Here is a 15,910-nt window from a genome sequence, read left to right on the forward strand (position 1 = left end):
GGGGGTTGCCCCCTGTGAGACTAGGACGCTGCCGTGCAAATGAAAAAGCGATCCTTTTGGGTCGCTTTTTTGTATTCCAGATTGGAAATTGTAGAATCCGTCTAAGGTAGGATGTCTTGGGCGAAGACTCCTCCTATAATAAGGGTGTATAGGAGGATGATGGAATGAAAAAGAATGCATTAACTAATTCCAAAACAACCCTGGCACAGTTCGTACGTGCCCTCTTTAAAAAAGAAACCCCTACCCACATCAAAGTTATTATGGGCATCGCTATCGCTTATGCGGTCATTCCAACAGATCTGTTACCAGACATCTTTGGACCGATTGGCTTTGCCGATGATGCGGTGATTGTATCTGTCTTAACGACTCTAGCAATGTCTTTACTGTCTAAAAATGATGAAGTCAACGACTCTAAACCTGAAATAAAGGAAGCAGAAAAGGTTGAGGCCTAGGCGAAGTTTGCTTGCTAACATAAACAAATAAAAATTCCTCCTCCCGGCTTACTTAAAAAGTCGAGAGGAGGAATTTTTATCTTTCGTCCAGATCAAGGATAAAACAAGCTGATCGGAGTTCTTGGTCGAGCTGGTCTGTTCGCCATTCTTTGGGATAGCCTAGTGAATTCGCAATAAAATGCGTGCCATTTTTGTAAATTTGGTAGCGGATATGGACATGGCCCATGATGCTGTAACGGATAGGAAAATTCTGGTAGAGGCTGTTGAGATCATCCGTTGCTAGAAAGGCGTTGAAAAAGTCGAAAGCTGGATGGGGCATAGGTACTGTGAATTCAGGGATGGTTAGGATATGACTGACAAAGATGTAGTTAGGACTTGGCGCCTGCTGGAAGTCGGTCCAGATTTCTTGGCTAAAGGCTTGCGATACTTCGCGGTCGGTCATGTCCCAGTCGATAAATTTCTTATCTTGCCAGGTCGCTAACTTGAAGCGCCCTCTTTCGATTTGTTCAGGACTAAAACGCTCATCATGGACAGCATGGTTGTACCAGGCAGGGTGGCCAATGATCCGCCAATTGGCTAAGGGCTGCAGGGCTTTACCCATGAGGCACTGGGGATGCTGGCGAAATAGTTGGTGGATTGCCTAAGGGTCTGTTTTGGGAGCTTGGCGTTGCCAGTAATCATGGTTGCCGGGGATAAAGTAAATAGCTGCTGGTGAGGAGGTTTGGAGTTCTTCAACAAAGGCGAGGCTTGTTTGCCAGTTATTGCTGATGTCGCCTCCAATGATGAAGTAATCGATGTGGTCTTGGGTAATTAATGCTTGGCAAGCCTCTAAATAGTCTTGACTTGACCAGGTCTGGCTATGGTCGATATGAAGGTCAGACACAAAGGCTAAGCGGCAGCTTGTCATCTTAGCGTTCATCGGGGATAGGGGCCAGGTCTTGGTCCGTTTCCTTAATGATGTATTGGGGCCGGTGTTTGACTTCTAGGAAGGTCTTGCCCACATACTTGCCGACCACACCCAGGCAGAGCAATTGGAGACCACCCATAGCCAGGATAATCACGCTTAAAGAGGTCCAGCCGGATGTGGGATTACCAAAGATCAGGGTTCGTCCGGCAAAGAAGATCGCCAGCAGGATAGCAGCTAGAAAGGAGAAAAAGCCTAGGATAGAAATAATATCGAGCGGTACTTCGGAGAAGGCGACAATCCCATCAATGGAATAGGTAAAGAGGCTCCAAAAACTCCAACTCGTCTGGCCCGCACTGCGTTCGATATTTTCATATTCTAGATACTTGGTCTTAAAGCCTACCCAAGCAAAAATCCCCTTGGAAAAGCGATTATATTCGGTCATTTCAAGAATGGCATTGACCATCTGCCGGGTCATCAAACGAAAGTCTCTAGCTCCACTGACAATTTCAGTCTTGGAGATGTGTTGCATAAGTCGGTAGTAAAGGTTGGCAAAGAAAGAACGGATAGGGGGCTCCCCCTCGCGACTTACCCGGCGCGTTCCTACACAATCATAAGCTTGGTCTTGGATAATAGTGTACATTTCAGGGAGGAGCTCGGGGGGATCTTGGAGGTCAACATCCATAATAGCAACATAGTCTCCCTTGGCGTGTTGGAGGCCCGCATAGATACCCGCTTCCTTGCCGAAGTTGCGTGAAAAAGATAGGTAGTGGACCCGTTGATCCTGGCGGGCTAGGTCAGCAAGGATATCCCGGGTATGGTCGGAAGAACCGTCATCAACAAAGACATATTCTAGTTCAATATAGTTTGGAAATTGGGGACGGACGTCTTCAACCGCTTGATAAAAAAGATTAATTGCTTCTTCTTCGTTAAAACAAGGAACAATAAGTGAAATAGTTTCCATAAAATCCTCCTTGTATCGATGGAAATTCATAATATCATTATACTATACTTTCCTTATCTAACCCTTAAATTCTCCTAAAACAATCTATTTGCTTTAAGCTTTAGCTTTCGCTAAGATAGCCTTGAGAGGGTGATTCGATGACAGACTATACATTTCAAGATTTTGTAGATCGAGCGGAGGAGTGGCAAGCGGGACAAGCCCTCGATGCTATTCATAGCGATCAAAGCTATTATGTTTTCTTAGGGCGGCCCACTTGCGGTTTTTGCCGGCGTTTTGTGCCTAAGTTGACGGCTGCTATGGAAAGGACGGGACAGGCTGTTTACTATGTGGACTCTTCTAATGGCCTAGATCCAGCCCTCAGGAACTTGCGCGAACGTGGGGAAGTTTATACGGTTCCTAGCCTGGTCAAATTAGGGCAGGGGCAGATCTATAATTTCCGTGCAGATTCCTCGGATAGCCAAGAGAGTATTGAAGGCTATTTAGAGTCTTAAAAATTAAATTATCTTAAAATTACTCTGAAATACCGACTAAAACTTGTTATCAGCCGTTATTGTGACTATAATAAGACTAGCAATGAAGGGTGGGAGAAATAAAATGAAAAAGAAAGTATATGCAGCCTTAGCCGTTGTGGCAACATTAGGTGTGGGGAGTCTCACATGGAATTACTTGCCAACTGAGGCCAAAGAAGCCAGTGTCGGCTTATTCCAACCAGCCAAAGAAGACAATGGTAAGTCAGCTGAAGCTGACAGTAAATCTGCTCCAGAAGGTCAAAAAGAAGCTAAAGTGGTTTCCGAAGACCAAGGAGGAGATAAAGAAGCGACGCAAACAAGCCGTACAAAAAAATCAGCACGTGTTGTCGAAGATAATTCACCCCAAGAAGAAACTGACAAGGCTCAAGCTAAATCAGCATCAAGTAAACAAGCTCTTGCTGACCAAGCAGAAGCCCCTCAAGCTAGCCAAGCTGAAACAACAACCAAGGAACCAGCATCAAAGACCCCTGTAACTATTACAGATCCAGTTCAAGCACGTCAAATTATCATTGATGTGATGGGATTAGATGCGCATGCCTTAGATGGTTACACTGATGAACAAATCCTTGAATCAGTCGCAGCAGCTGAAGAGTTAGGTTCAGACCCCGGTTACTCTTACCGTTACCTGCAAGAACACTTCGGCAAGTAAAGTTGAATTAAGTTGATAATAAAAAGGCGGGAGCAAGTATTGCTTCCGCCTTTTTTCTTTGTTCCTTCACGTTTTAGTTGGGTTCAGGCTAGCAGAAATAGCTCTTCTTCACCAAAATCCGTCGAAGACTTATAGCCTTCTCTGGCTTTTGGCTCCAGAGGTCTATTTCTCCCGCATCCTCTCACACCCTGATTATTTTACTGCGATGGCGTCGACTTCGATTTGAACGCCTTTTGGTAGGGCGGCGACTTGGACACAGCTTCTTGATGGGAAAGGTTCCTCTAGGAAAGAGCCATAGATCTCATTGACCGCTTGGAAATTAGCCAAATCCGTTAAGAAGATGGTGCAGCGAACGATATCGCTCACTTGGTAGCCGGCTTCTTCAATAATAGCTTTCAAGTTGGTCATGGATTGTTTGGCTTGGCTTTCAATATCTTCAGCAATTTCACCAGTGCTTGGGTCGACAGGAATTTGCCCAGAGACATAGAGGCTATTATTAATCTCTACAGCTTGGGAATAAGGACCGATAGCAGCTGGGGCTTGCTTAGTTTCAATGACTTTTTTCATATGAGAAAACTCCTTTCAAAAAATAAAGCGTTTCAACTAGCTTTATTATAGCAGAAAAATGAGGAATAGCTAGTTTTAGCTGGCAGTGAATCAGGCCAAACCATGACCCCTTTCCTAAAATCAGTTATAATAAGGGTAAAAGGATGGAGGATAAGGATGAAGGGATTAAAGAATAATAAACTACTGCAAAGCTTGCTCCCCTTGCTTGTCCTAGGCCTAGCGCTGTGGACGGGTCAAGATTTGGGTCAAGGAGGTCTAGAGACGGGGCCGGATGAGCCGGCTACTAGCCAATCAAGCGCTACTTCTCAGTCTTCTCCAGCCGTCGTTGAAGGCGAGGCCTACTCAAGTCCAGAAGAGGTGGCGGCCTATATCGATCAATTCGGTGACCTGCCTAAGAATTATATCAGCAAGGCTGAGGCCAAGGCGGCTGGCTGGATTCCTGAAGAGGGTAATCTTTGGGAAGTGACCGACCATAAATCGATTGGCGGCGATCGTTTTGGTAATTACGAGGGACAGCTGCCGGAAGATGAGGCTTACCGGGAAGCCGATGTCAATTACCAGGGTGGACCGCGGGGGCCAGAGCGCCTGGTTTATTCTGAAGATGGGGATAAAATCTACTACACCAAGGACCACTATGATAGCTTTAAAGCATTAAAGGAGGCGAATTAGGGTGCAAGACCAAGTACATGATCCAATCCAGATTGACTGCCGACACTTAGCGAAATCAGCTGAGGCTTATGCCTATCTTTATGAGCAGATTTTGGCTGGGAGACCGACCCAAGCCTCCTATAATCTCGATGCCTTGTATGATGTCTTGAGCCAGCTGCCTCCTGGCCAACCAATTGTTGTCAGCCATTATGCTGACCTCCAAGCTCGGGAAGGGCGCTGGGCTAAGCGTTGGCGGCGGGTATTGGTTGAAGCTGCGAGAGACTGGGCCTTGGACTTAACTTGGGAGGAGAACGATGATGCCAAGCATTAGTGTCTTACAATTAGCTTGCGGGGATTTGTCTATCAATGATCCGCTCTGGCTCACGGCCCAAGCTTTTGTCCGCGAATGGTTTAAACCAGGCTTGCTTATGAGCCCACCGTCGGGAGACTTGATATTTAAACATTCTGCCGCTGCCTTCTTGGCCTACCGGATTTTCAACCAGCTGCTTTTTCCCCTGCGTGTGGATGGGGGGATCGGCCTGGCGAGTGTGACAGAAGACCTGTCCTTGGACCAGGAGCGCGCACGGGCCTATGCCGAAACGGTCCTAGAACAGAGCCAGCGTTTTGCTTCGTCGACGGTCCTCTATAATGCGGATTTCTTGGAAGATGCCATCGTCAATACCCAGCTTCTCCACTGGGCAGACCTCAAGGCCAATCAGTCGGAGATCCAGGCTTTGTTGACCTTGCTATATGAACTCCACTATCCCCTCTACCTGGCAGAGGATATGCAGGAAGAAAAACATTTGGTGCGGGGGATCCAGCGCATCTGGCAAGCCAAGAGTAAGTACCTAGTCCAGGATGAGAAACTAGCGGCTTACCAGATCCTCGACCTTTCTGCTCCTAAGGCTGTTCGCTACCGGGATATCCATGAAGAACTGGACCGGTCACACTATTATGTGACTGGCTTCTTTAAGAAGGGTTATGCAGCATCTATCGCTCGAATCGCCCAAACTAGCCGGCAAAATATTGATTATCATTTGCAGAATGGCCGCTTTGCCTGGGAGCGGGACACGGCCGCGGCTTTAGTCTTGCAGCTGGCGCGCGAAGAAGCGGCCCTTTAATTTTTTACAAGAGGGCGCGAGATGCGGTATAATAGGAAACAAGATGCCTAGTGAATGGAGGAGAAGATGATGAAATACAAATTGAGTGTCGCGAACCGTGATATTCGCGAGCAGGCTGGCTACGCCCAGAGAGGCAACAGCTGGCGAATTATCCTAGCCTTTGTCTTAGCTGTGATTATTCTCAGTGCCATGGGGATTCTCGGGACAACAGGCCTGATTTATCTGAGCCAGCAAGAAGTGGCGGGATGGATTCTAGGACTTGTGGGCCTTGTTTTTGTTTTAATTTATTTATATGTCATTATTCAAATGATGGTGTTCGGCTTCCCCTGGTCTTTCTTGGATATGGTGGATACCGGCCGCTACCAGATTAAGACGATCTTCCGTCCCTTTAGACGGCGGCCAGGACGGAATGTGCTTACCTATATTTTCTTTGAACTGCTTTTAGCCTTGGTTAGTCTCTTGCTGAGCTTGGTGTCAGGCGTTCTCTTTGGCTTGACCAGCTATAATCTCTTACCTAATCAAGCTTGGAGCCTGACTGCCCAAATGCCCGATCTGGCAGCAGGTCAAGAATTGACCCAGGGACTTCTGGCAGGGGACACGCGCCTCTTGATCTTAGCAGGGATTAGCTTCGCTCTATGGCTGGTTCTGACTTTGATTTATTTAGTCTTTATCTATGGCTTTGCTTTTACCCCCTTCCTGCCCTATGATAGTGAAACGGCCTCAGCCTCAGCTCTCTTGGGGATTAGCCGGCAGATGATGCGGGGGAATAAGTTCAAACTCTTCCGTATCCACTTCTTCTATATGGTGGTTCCCTATCTCTTGGCCTTTCTCTTTGGCCTCGTGCTGATGGCAACGAGCTTGCTCTTCAATCTCGATGCGGGTCTCTTTGGTCTCCTGGCAGGGGTGATTGCCTTTATCTTGGTGGTTGTTTATGTGGTCTTTGGCCTCCGTGCCTTCACCGCAACAGCCGTTTTCTACCGGAACTATATTAAGCAATACCGCTTGGAATTGAATGAGGCTTTCCCTGAATTGAACCTCACAACTTGGGGGCAAGGCAGCGAGACGGAGATTTACCAACAAGAGGACCGTCCCCAAGTGCCTGAAGAAACCATGGCCTTCGCTGTTCCAGATGAGCTGAAGGGGGACGAAGCAAGCGAGGAAGACCTGAGTCCAAGTGAACGTGCGGGGGCTGCAGCAGTCTTTACCGAAGCAGAGTCAAGGTCAGATGCAGATCCTAGCGTAGAAGAGGACCTGCCTGAGACGACCCAAGTGGTGGATCCCCAACATGATCCGGAACTCTTTGACCACATGGACCAATCTTTCTCCGATGATATTCGCGGGGAGGATGAAGAGGCCCAGGCTATCTTTGATCCTGAAGATGACTTGACCTATGACGAGAAGACCCAATTGCGTGATAATCCGACCCTCTATGTGGACCAGTCGGATGATCAATCGTCCAAGGACTAGGCAAGCGAGTCTAAGGATTCGTCAGTAGCTCATTCAAAAATAAAAAGCCTCCGCCCAACTGCCAATCTTAGGAGATGCAGTGGGCGGGGGCTTTTTGTTTTTATTCGGATTTTTGAGCCTTTGCTTCCTTTTGGTAAGGATTATCCGGCTGGCCTTCCCAGGCGGCTTTGTGGATTTCCAGGGCGACTTGGGCGGGGATGGAGAGTTCCTGGATGTCTTCTGGGCTGGCGGCGCGAATATTCTTTAGCGTCTTGAAATGGCGCATGACCTTGGTCCGTGTCTTGGGCCCAACCCCTTTAATGGCATCTAGGCGTGAGGTAAAGGAGTTCTTGCTATGGACATTGAGGTGGAAGCTCTTGGCATAGCGGTCGACCTCGGTTTGGATGCGTTGGATCAGGTGGAAGGCTTGGGACTTGGGGTCCAAGTCCACAATTTCAGGGGGCTGGCCATAGATCAGGTGGGCCGTCCGGTGTTTATCGTCCTTAACCATGCCAGCTACGGGCAGGTCCTCTAAGCCGAGCTCATTATCCAGGACATCGCGGGCGGCATTGACTTCAATAATCCCACCGTCCATGAGAATAATATTGGGTAGGGGCTGGCCTTCCTTGAGCAAGCGCGAATAGCGGCGGCGGATGACCTCCTGGCTGGAAGCATATTCGTCAGCGCCTTCGAAGCTTTTGATCCGGTACTTCCGGTATTTCTTCTTGTTGGGCTTGCCATCTTCATAGCAGACCATCCCCGACACATTGTCTGCTCCTTGGTGGTTGGAATGGTCGAAGCTTTCAATAACCCGCAAGTAGGGCAGCTTGAGGGCTTGGCTGAGTTCTTCTACTGCTCCCGTGGTCTTTTGTTCATTCATGGCTAGGAGGCGGAATTTTTGTTGGTGGGCCAGTTCGGCATTGGACCTGGCCAAGTCGAGCATCTTGCGCTTGTCCCCGCGCTGGGGTGTGGCAACGGAGATGCCTAGGGTCTCTTCCAATAAGTTATTATCCAGGCCTTTTGGCACCAGGATTTCTTTGGGCAGGGTGTGGTTCTTATCTTGGTAGAATTGGACAATATAGGAGGTGAGCTCCTCTTCCGGTTCCGTGTAGCAGGGAAAAAGAGCCGAGTCCCGCTTAATAATGGAGAACTGGCGGAGCATGAAGGTTTGGATGCTGATCCAGCCCTTATCCATGTAGAAGGCGAAGACGTCTCGGTTGTTGTATTGCTTACTCATGACATTCTGCGGTTCGACGGTTTGCTCGATATAGTAGATTTGGTCCCGGTAGTCCGCGGCCCGCTCGTAGTGCATATTTTCCGCTGCCTGGGCCATCTTCTTTTTCAAGTCGTTTTTGATTTTTTTGACATTGCCGTTGAGGAAGCGGGTGATATTTCGGATTTGCTTGTCATAAGTTTCTTTACTGACAGGGTGGTCACAACAACCGATGCACTGGCCCAGGTGGTAGTAGAAGCAGGCCCGCTTTTCGTTTTTGCCACAGCGACGCAAAGGATAGGTCTTCTGCAGGAGGTCGCGGGTGGCATTGGCAGCATTAACGTTAGGGTAGGGGCCGAAGTAGTGCCCACCGTCATTTTCAACTACTGAACTGATGATTAATTGGGGGTCTTTTTCATTGGTGATCTTGAGATAAGGGTACATGGTGCCTTGCTTGAGTTTGATATTATAGTGAGGCTGGTACTTTTGGATCAGGTTGATCTCTAAGAGCAGGCTTTCCTTATCGGTCGTCGTGATGATGATTTCGAAATCGTGGATTTCACTGACTAATTGGGCCGTCTTTCCGGTATGAGAGCTCTTGAAATAGGAGCGAACCCGGTTTTTAAGATTTTTTGCCTTGCCAATATAAATAATATGGTTATTGCGGTCCCGCATAATATAGCAGCCGGGATCGTTAGGCAGTAATTTTAATTTATTTTCAATTAATTCGCTCGCCATAAAAAGGCTCCTTTCTAGCTTCTTGAATTCAATTCTTTATTATAACACGCAGAGTAGGAAAGCGATAAAGAATTGCCCCTTAAGTCCTTATCCTTTAAATTTTCTTTGGACTCGGTCAAAATTTCTCAAAGCCCGGTACATTATGATAAAATAGGAGTAAATGATTAAGAAAGACCCCAGTAAGACCGACCAGGGGCAACAGAATGAGGAGGCTTTCCTATGACTCAATCCCATTTTAAAAAAATACTCTGGCGGGGGGGCTGCTTAGCGGCTCTCGCGCTCTATACATATGTCCAAAATTACCGCTTAAAACGCCAAGATTATCTCTTAGAGAGTCCGCGTTATGGGGGTGCCTTAGATGGTTTTTCCATTGCCGTCTTGTCTGATTTGAACTTCCCCAAGCACCGGGTGGACCTAAAAGATCTCTTGAAGCAGACCAAGGCTAGCCAGGTGGATATGATTGCGCTCACGGGGAATATTCTCAACCAGGAAGGGAGCCTTAACCTGAGCGAGCTAGCGGCTTTTGCCCGTGAACTGACGACCCTTGCACCGACCTTTGCGGTTTATGGCCCTAACGAATTAAAACATCCCCAGGCACCGCAAATGGAGCGGCTCTTCCGCGAATATGGCGTCCAATTCTTGCACGACCAAGCCGTCGACTTGACCTATAAAGGCCAGGCTATTACCATCATGGGCCTTATGGAGAAGGGCAACCGCTCTTTCCTCAAAGGAGACGCCTTACGCCATGTGGACCTGACGCCTAAGCAGACCCAGCAGGTTAAGATTTTGTTGGCCAGCCATCCGGAAGCTTTCCTGCGTTACCATGAAGACCTCAGCAAGTCACCAGACCTGGTCCTCTCAGGCTTGGCTACTGGGGGCAGCATCCATTTAGGACCGCTGGGTGGTCTCTATGCACCAAGCCAGGGCTACCTGCCTAAGTATACGGAGGGTATCTTCCGCCTGCCCGGTAACCCTTACAAGTCTCTCTTGATTTCGCGGGGGATTGGCCGGGCCAGTCTGGGCGTCCGGGTGAATAACCGGCCTGAATTGGTCCGTGTCCAATTGACGGCCTCACGCGAGGACCAGCTCAAGGATTGGGCCTGCGATCTAGGGGAGGAGACGGACCAGTCAGAATATAGCCAGCCTGGCCCAGATAGACAGGAAAACTTAAACGAAGGGATTATGGTTTATGATGACCGGCCTAGTCAACACTACAGCCAGCCTGACCATGTCCTCATCCAGGACCAGGGTGGAGACTATCTGTTAGAGCCTTTACCGGAAGAGAAAGTAGGGGCTGAGGACCTGCCCTTAGCAGTCGATCCCAGCCATCCTGCTAGTCCGATCCGGCCCCTGCCAGACCTTGAAGAAGACAATTAGCGAGGAGCAAGACCTGTGTGGAATAATTTATCAGAAGAAGTCCGTGACTTAGTGGAAGCAGCCGGCTTCCAAGCGCCCACTGAGGTGCAAAAGGCAGCCTGGGAGCCCATGCTTGCGGGAGAAAATTTTTATATGGTTTCTCCTACTGGGACGGGCAAAACCCTGGCCTATCTCTTACCGCTATTAGAAAAACTTGAGGCCAATGGGCAAGTGCAAGCTGTGATTCTTGCCCCTTCTCAGGACCTGGCCGCTCAGATTGCGGACGTGGCTAGGCATTGGGCCAAGGCCAAGGGCATCAAAGTCCAGTCCTTAGTTGGCGGGGCAAATATTAAACGTCAAATTGAAAAATTAAAAAGAAAACCAGAGCTGGTGATTGGGACGGCTGGCCGCTTAAATGAATTGGCTCAGAGCCGCAAGCTCAAGCTCCACCAAGTGAACCGCCTGGTCTTGGATGAGTGCGACCGCCTCTTTAGCCAGGAGCAAGCGGCAACAACCCAAGCCTTCATCGACCGGGTCCAACAATCGGTAAGTCTGGCTGCCTTTTCAGCAACGGCTAATGCGGAAGCTTGGGCCCAGTTCGAAGGCTTGCGCGAAGAGGTTTTCTTCCTCGATTGCAGCCAGGCTTCCCAAGCATTGACGGCTAAGCGCCAACACCTCTACTTGCAAGTATCTAGCCGTAAGCGGGATGATGCCCTGCGACGCTTGGCCCAGGTGGAGGGGATGCAGGCCTTGGTTTTTGTCCGGAGTATTGCCGAACTTGACCGGCTCAAGGAGAAGTTGACCTATCGCCAGGTGCCGGTGGCTGTTCTCCATAGTGAGATGACCAGCCAGGACCGGCAAAATGCCCTGCAAGGCTTCCGCCAGGGGCGCTATGTCTATCTTTTAACCACGGATGTGGCGGCACGGGGGATGGATATTCCAGATTTGCCCTATGTGATTCAGTATGACCAGGCAGAAGACCGGGCCACTTATACCCATCGCAGCGGACGGACTGGCCGGATGGGAGCTGAGGGGAGTGTGCTAAGCTTTGTGACTGATCGCAGCTTACGCGAGCTTAAGAAGCAGGTCCCCGACCAAGCTAAGCTGGAAGAAGTCTTTCTCAGCCAGGGGCAAGTCAGCAAAGAAGCCCCTGTCCACCGCGACCAAGGGACAAGCAAGTCAAAGCGGGGCCAATCGCAAACACAGAAATCAAAAAACAAAAATAAAAAGCGCAAGCGCCAACAGAAGAACAAGGGCGCACGTCGCCAGAAGAAGTAAACTGGAGGGAACTATGGGAAAGAAATTTGCAATTATCCTAGCAGCAGGTAAGGGAACACGGATGAAGTCCAAGCTCTACAAGGTCTTGCACCCGGTCGCTGGTAAGTCCATGGTAGAACATGTGGTGGATAATATCAGCCAGGCAGGCTTTGATGAGAAGATTACCGTGGTTGGTCATGGGGCAGACCAGGTGAAGGAACGCCTCGGTGACCGGTCCCTCTACTGCTTACAAGAAGAACAATTGGGAACGGCTCATGCGGTCATGCAGGCAGAATCCCTATTAGCTGATAAGGAAGGCCTTACCTTGGTCGTAGCCGGGGACACCCCTTTAATCCGCGCTGAAACCTTTGAAGCGCTAGTTGACTACCATGAAGCGGAAGGCGCTAAGGCAACGATCCTCACAGCCCATGCCGATAATCCTTATGGCTATGGACGAATTATCCGCCGAGCTGATGGGGCGGTAGACCGCAGTGTCGAAGAGAAGGATGCCACAGAGGAAGAACGCCAGGTCCAAGAAATTAACACAGGGACCTATGTTTTCGACAACCAATGGCTCTTCAAGATGCTCCATGAGGTCAACAATGACAATGCCCAGGGTGAGTATTACTTGCCAGATGTTCTCGAATTGCTCAAGGACCGGGGCCAGCATATTGCTGCCTACCAGATTTCCGATATGTCAGAGGCTCTAGGTGTTAATGACCGCCTGGCTTTGGCGGAAGCTAACCGTCTCTTCTTTAAGCGGCAAAATGAACAATTCATGCGCCAAGGGGTCAGCTTCGTCGATCCGACCACGGTCTATATTGAAGCAGGGGTATCGATAGCTAGCGATACCCTGATTGAAGCCAATGTCCAGCTCAAGGGCCAGACCAGCATTGGTCACGATTGTGTCATCGGTAGCCAGACCTGCATTCGTGATAGCCAGATCGGTGATGGGGTTAAGATCCGATCTTCAGAAATTGAAGAAGCTGAAGTGGGCTCCAAATCAGATATTGGCCCCCATGCCCACCTGCGCCCCAAGGCTAAGCTGGCTAGCCATGTCCACATTGGTAACTATGTTGAAGTGAAGAACGCGACTATCGGCCAAGGGACCAAGGTTGGTCACTTGACCTATATTGGCGATGCTGACCTGGGAGCGGATATTAATGTCAGCTGTGGTGTTATTTTCTGTAACTATGATGGAGTCAATAAGGCCCGGTCGGTGGTCGGTGACCATAGCTTTATTGGTTCCAATGTGAATATCGTAGCCCCCGTTCAAGTTGCTGCCAATGCCTTCCTAGCAGCAGGGTCCACTATTACCGATGATGTGCCTGAAAAGAGCTTAGCCATTGCCCGGGCTCGGCAGTCTAATAAAGAAAACTATTGGGATAAGCTGGCAATTGGCAAAAAGAATCACTAGTTTGTAAAAAATATGTTAAGATATGTGTGTAGCAAATTTTAAATGACCAATAGTAGGAGGAATATCAGGAAATGTCTCAACATAAGCCGAATAATCTTAAGGTGTTTTCTCTCAATTCGAACCCAGAATTAGCTGAAAAGATCGCTAAAGCTATGGATAGTGAACTAGGGGAATGTTCTGTTACTCACTTTAGCGACGGCGAAATCTATATCAGTATCGATGAATCAATTCGTGGGGATGATGTTTATATTGTGCAATCAACATCAGAACCTGTTAACGACCACCTCATGGAACTCTTAATTATGATTGATGCCTGCCGCCGGGCGAGTGCGGCGACGATTACAGTTGTGATTCCTTACTTCGGCTATGCCCGTCAAGACCGTAAAGCCAAACCGCGTGAACCCATCACAGCTAAGCTTGTTTCAAACATGATTGAAAAGACTGGTGCTGACCGAGTGGTAGCCCTTGACTTGCACGCTGCCCAAATCCAAGGTTTCTTCGATATTCCAGTGGACCACCTGCTTGGCTCTCCTCTCCTGGCTAACTATTTCATCGAAAACCCAGACTATAGTTTGGAAGATGTTGTAGTTGTTTCACCAGACCACGGTGGGGTGACCCGGGCACGTAAATTGGCGGAGTTCTTGAAGGCACCAATTGCTATTATTGACAAACGTCGGCCTAAAGCCAACGTGGCAGAAGTGATGAATATTGTCGGTAATGTTGAAGGCAAGCACGCCCTGATCATTGACGATATGATCGATACTGCAGGGACAATTACGGCAGCGGCTAAAGCCTTGGGCGAAGCAGGCGCTATTTCGGTAGCGGTTTGCTGTACCCACCCTGTTCTTTCAGGCCCAGCAGTTGAACGTCTGGCTAACTCCAACATCTCAGAAGTTGTCGTCACAGACTCCATCTACCTGCCAGAAGAAAAACGGATCGATAAGATCAAGCAAGTGACCGTTTCTGAACTGATTGCAGAAGCTATCCTCCGTATCCACGACAAGCGTTCGGTAAGTCCTTTATTTGTTGAAGAATTCAAGGGCATGGATAATGGCCATAACGAGGACTAGAAGAAAAAATTTAGCAAATTGTGTTGATGAGCATTCGTTTCACTTTTGAATTTGCCCCTTAAAGAGCCATGGCACCGGGTCGGGCCAAGGTCCCTCACCTAGCGAGCTTCAAACGTCTAGTACGGCTATCGCCTACTAGACGTAATTCACATCGCTTGCTTGTTCATGGCTAAGGGTCAACTTCAAAGCTCTACTCCTGCTCGGAACTAATCGCTATAATTTTTTTGATGACTAGTCATTAAGACTAAAAAGTAGAGAGGCTTAAAAATTAAGACTGGGATGAGCTTTCCAGTCTTTTTTAGTGTTTAATTTTTTAGCATAGGCGATCATCTCATTCAGCTTTATCTGGAGCTTCGGACCAGGAGAGTCAAAAGGCTGAGCCAGTCTCTTGCTCGAACGGTTGACGGCAGGAGGGATTTATGCTTGAATACTTCTATCAGAAAGTGAGGAATGGATGAATGACGAATTTTATGATTGGCTTCAATGCGGTAATGCCTGTCCTGCTCTATATCTTGATCGGACAGCTGATCCACCGCATTGGTTGGATGTCCCGCAAGTCCCTTAGCGAGATGAATAAGGCGCTCTTTGCCTTTTTCCTGCCCTTGAACTTATTTAACAATGTCTATCACATGGATCTGGATAAGAACTTTAATCCCCGGACCCTGGCCTTTGTGATTATCTATGCGATTGCTATTTTTATTGTCTATGCCCTGATTATTCCTATTTTTCAGAAACGTAATGACCGACGAGGAGTAATGCTCCAAGGATCCATTCGTTCGAACGCCATTCTTTTTGGCTTACCTCTGGGGACAGCCTTGCTCGGTAAAGAAAACTTGGGCATGGTCAGCATTGCCCTAGCGATTATTGTGCCGGTGAATAATATCCTGTCGGTAATTGCTCTGTCTATTTATACGGATGAAGACTTCTCCTTCAAGGATTTGATGCACAAAATCATCAGCAATCCCATGGTGATCGCTACGGCTTCGGGGATTGTGGTAGCTGCCCTCGGTTTGCGCTTGCCCCAGTCCGTAGAAGTAGCCTTTGATAACCTGAGTGCCATGACCTCGCCCCTGGCCCTCACCGTGATGGGCGGTCTCTTTAAATTTGATAAGATTAAAGATGCCGATTGGTCGCTCTACTTTACGGTAATCAATAAGCTCCTGGTGAATCCTGCCATTGCTCTAAGCTTGGCTGTCATCTTCGGCCTTCGTGATGACAATATTATCAGTGTCCTGATTGCGACTGCTGGACCGACCGCCGTTTCTTCCTATGCCCAAGCCGTGATGGCAGGGGGCGATGAGGACTTGGCCAATCAGATTGTCGTCTTCACCACTTGCTTTGCCATGTTTACCCTGGTTTTTTGGATCTGGCTTTTGAAGAGCCTAGCTCTCTTCTAAAAATCGGACTGACCGCTAAGCAATATATTTGAACTCAAAAAAGCCGCTTGCCTCTAATGCTTGCCCACTAGGCAAACGGCTTTCCTTGAGATTTCGTACGATTCAGTGCTGGTGGCTCCCAATTAAAGTATAATGTTCATACCGTCTACTTGTGAGCAGTAGTGGAGCTTTGAATTTGATC

The 15,910-nt window shown here is 48.5% G+C and carries 17 protein-coding genes; 12 read left to right on the forward strand and 5 right to left on the reverse strand.

Features of this window, described 5'->3' with window-relative positions:
- Positions 1–164 precede the first annotated feature (164 nt).
- Entirely contained in the window at positions 165–452 is a 288-nt protein-coding gene (locus HMPREF3090_RS04260; protein ID WP_067973183.1) for a YkvA family protein, read from the forward strand.
- A gap of 76 nt (positions 453–528) precedes the next feature.
- Here the strand turns inward: HMPREF3090_RS04260 and HMPREF3090_RS09575 are convergent, their stop codons facing one another.
- From HMPREF3090_RS09575 to HMPREF3090_RS04270, 3 genes are read right to left on the reverse strand one after another with little or no spacing between them, the layout of a single operon-like run.
- Entirely contained in the window at positions 529–1,053 is a 525-nt protein-coding gene (locus HMPREF3090_RS09575) for a metallophosphoesterase family protein (RefSeq protein WP_067973180.1), read from the reverse strand.
- 39 nt (positions 1,054–1,092) lie between these two features.
- Positions 1,093–1,335, reverse strand: coding sequence for a metallophosphoesterase (locus tag HMPREF3090_RS09580; RefSeq protein WP_168140255.1), 243 nt, complete (start codon positions 1,333–1,335; stop codon positions 1,093–1,095).
- Positions 1,336–1,360: 25 nt separating this feature from the next.
- A complete protein-coding gene (locus HMPREF3090_RS04270) occupies positions 1,361–2,320 on the reverse strand; it encodes a glycosyltransferase family 2 protein (RefSeq protein WP_067973173.1) in 960 nt (319 codons plus the stop codon).
- A 137-nt stretch (positions 2,321–2,457) separates the two neighbouring features.
- Here HMPREF3090_RS04270 and HMPREF3090_RS04275 point away from each other — a divergent pair, with 137 nt between their 5' ends.
- Together HMPREF3090_RS04275 and HMPREF3090_RS04280 are read left to right on the forward strand one after the other, a co-directional pair.
- Complete coding sequence (locus HMPREF3090_RS04275) at positions 2,458–2,811, forward strand: DUF6568 family protein (RefSeq protein WP_067973172.1); 354 nt, start codon at positions 2,458–2,460, stop codon at positions 2,809–2,811.
- Between the two features lie 103 nt (positions 2,812–2,914).
- On the forward strand, positions 2,915–3,499 hold the full coding sequence (locus tag HMPREF3090_RS04280) for a hypothetical protein (RefSeq protein ID WP_070486034.1): 585 nt from the start codon (positions 2,915–2,917) through the stop codon (positions 3,497–3,499).
- Between the two features lie 192 nt (positions 3,500–3,691).
- On the opposite strand, the gene HMPREF3090_RS04285 is transcribed toward HMPREF3090_RS04280, so the two are convergent.
- Entirely contained in the window at positions 3,692–4,066 is a 375-nt protein-coding gene (locus tag HMPREF3090_RS04285; protein ID WP_067973168.1) for a RidA family protein, read from the reverse strand.
- A gap of 156 nt (positions 4,067–4,222) precedes the next feature.
- Between HMPREF3090_RS04285 and HMPREF3090_RS04290 the strand changes: the two genes are divergently transcribed.
- The 4 genes from HMPREF3090_RS04290 (at position 4,223) to HMPREF3090_RS04305 (ending at position 7,302) form a co-directional block, all read left to right on the forward strand.
- The gene (locus HMPREF3090_RS04290) at positions 4,223–4,735 is read left to right on the forward strand and encodes a ribonuclease domain-containing protein (RefSeq protein ID WP_070486036.1); all 513 of its coding nucleotides are present in this window, start codon (positions 4,223–4,225) and stop codon (positions 4,733–4,735) included.
- Position 4,736: 1 nt separating this feature from the next.
- Complete coding sequence (locus HMPREF3090_RS04295; RefSeq protein WP_067973163.1) at positions 4,737–5,045, forward strand: barstar family protein; 309 nt, start codon at positions 4,737–4,739, stop codon at positions 5,043–5,045.
- Positions 5,032–5,835, forward strand: a complete 804-nt coding sequence (locus HMPREF3090_RS04300; RefSeq protein ID WP_067973158.1) for a hypothetical protein — start codon at positions 5,032–5,034, stop codon at positions 5,833–5,835. Before HMPREF3090_RS04295 ends, HMPREF3090_RS04300 begins: the two co-directional genes overlap by 14 nt.
- A gap of 66 nt (positions 5,836–5,901) precedes the next feature.
- Positions 5,902–7,302, forward strand: a complete 1,401-nt coding sequence (locus HMPREF3090_RS04305) for a hypothetical protein (protein ID WP_143485090.1) — start codon at positions 5,902–5,904, stop codon at positions 7,300–7,302.
- A gap of 100 nt (positions 7,303–7,402) precedes the next feature.
- Here HMPREF3090_RS04305 and uvrC read toward each other — a convergent pair whose 3' ends face one another.
- Positions 7,403–9,232 (reverse strand): excinuclease ABC subunit UvrC, encoded by a 1,830-nt coding sequence (gene uvrC / locus HMPREF3090_RS04310; protein ID WP_070486038.1) that lies wholly within the window; start codon positions 9,230–9,232, stop codon positions 7,403–7,405.
- A gap of 219 nt (positions 9,233–9,451) precedes the next feature.
- On the opposite strand from uvrC, the gene HMPREF3090_RS04315 reads away from it, so the two are divergent.
- The 5 genes from HMPREF3090_RS04315 to HMPREF3090_RS04335 all read left to right on the forward strand — a co-directional run bounded on the left by HMPREF3090_RS04315 (position 9,452) and on the right by HMPREF3090_RS04335 (position 15,729).
- Complete coding sequence (locus HMPREF3090_RS04315; RefSeq protein WP_067973151.1) at positions 9,452–10,609, forward strand: metallophosphoesterase; 1,158 nt, start codon at positions 9,452–9,454, stop codon at positions 10,607–10,609.
- Between the two features lie 15 nt (positions 10,610–10,624).
- Positions 10,625–11,866, forward strand: a complete 1,242-nt coding sequence (locus tag HMPREF3090_RS04320; RefSeq protein ID WP_067973148.1) for a DEAD/DEAH box helicase — start codon at positions 10,625–10,627, stop codon at positions 11,864–11,866.
- A gap of 13 nt (positions 11,867–11,879) precedes the next feature.
- Positions 11,880–13,262 carry a bifunctional UDP-N-acetylglucosamine diphosphorylase/glucosamine-1-phosphate N-acetyltransferase GlmU gene (gene glmU, locus HMPREF3090_RS04325; RefSeq protein ID WP_067973142.1) on the forward strand — a complete coding sequence of 461 codons (1,383 nt, stop codon included), beginning with the start codon at positions 11,880–11,882 and terminating at the stop codon, positions 13,260–13,262.
- Positions 13,263–13,333: 71 nt separating this feature from the next.
- Positions 13,334–14,332 (forward strand): ribose-phosphate diphosphokinase, encoded by a 999-nt coding sequence (locus HMPREF3090_RS04330; RefSeq protein WP_067973136.1) that lies wholly within the window; start codon positions 13,334–13,336, stop codon positions 14,330–14,332.
- A gap of 458 nt (positions 14,333–14,790) precedes the next feature.
- Complete coding sequence (locus tag HMPREF3090_RS04335) at positions 14,791–15,729, forward strand: AEC family transporter (RefSeq protein WP_067973134.1); 939 nt, start codon at positions 14,791–14,793, stop codon at positions 15,727–15,729.
- Positions 15,730–15,910 lie beyond the last annotated feature (181 nt).

Source organism: Aerococcus sp. HMSC23C02, assembly GCF_001806805.1.
GTDB lineage: Bacteria > Bacillota > Bacilli > Lactobacillales > Aerococcaceae > Aerococcus > Aerococcus sanguinicola.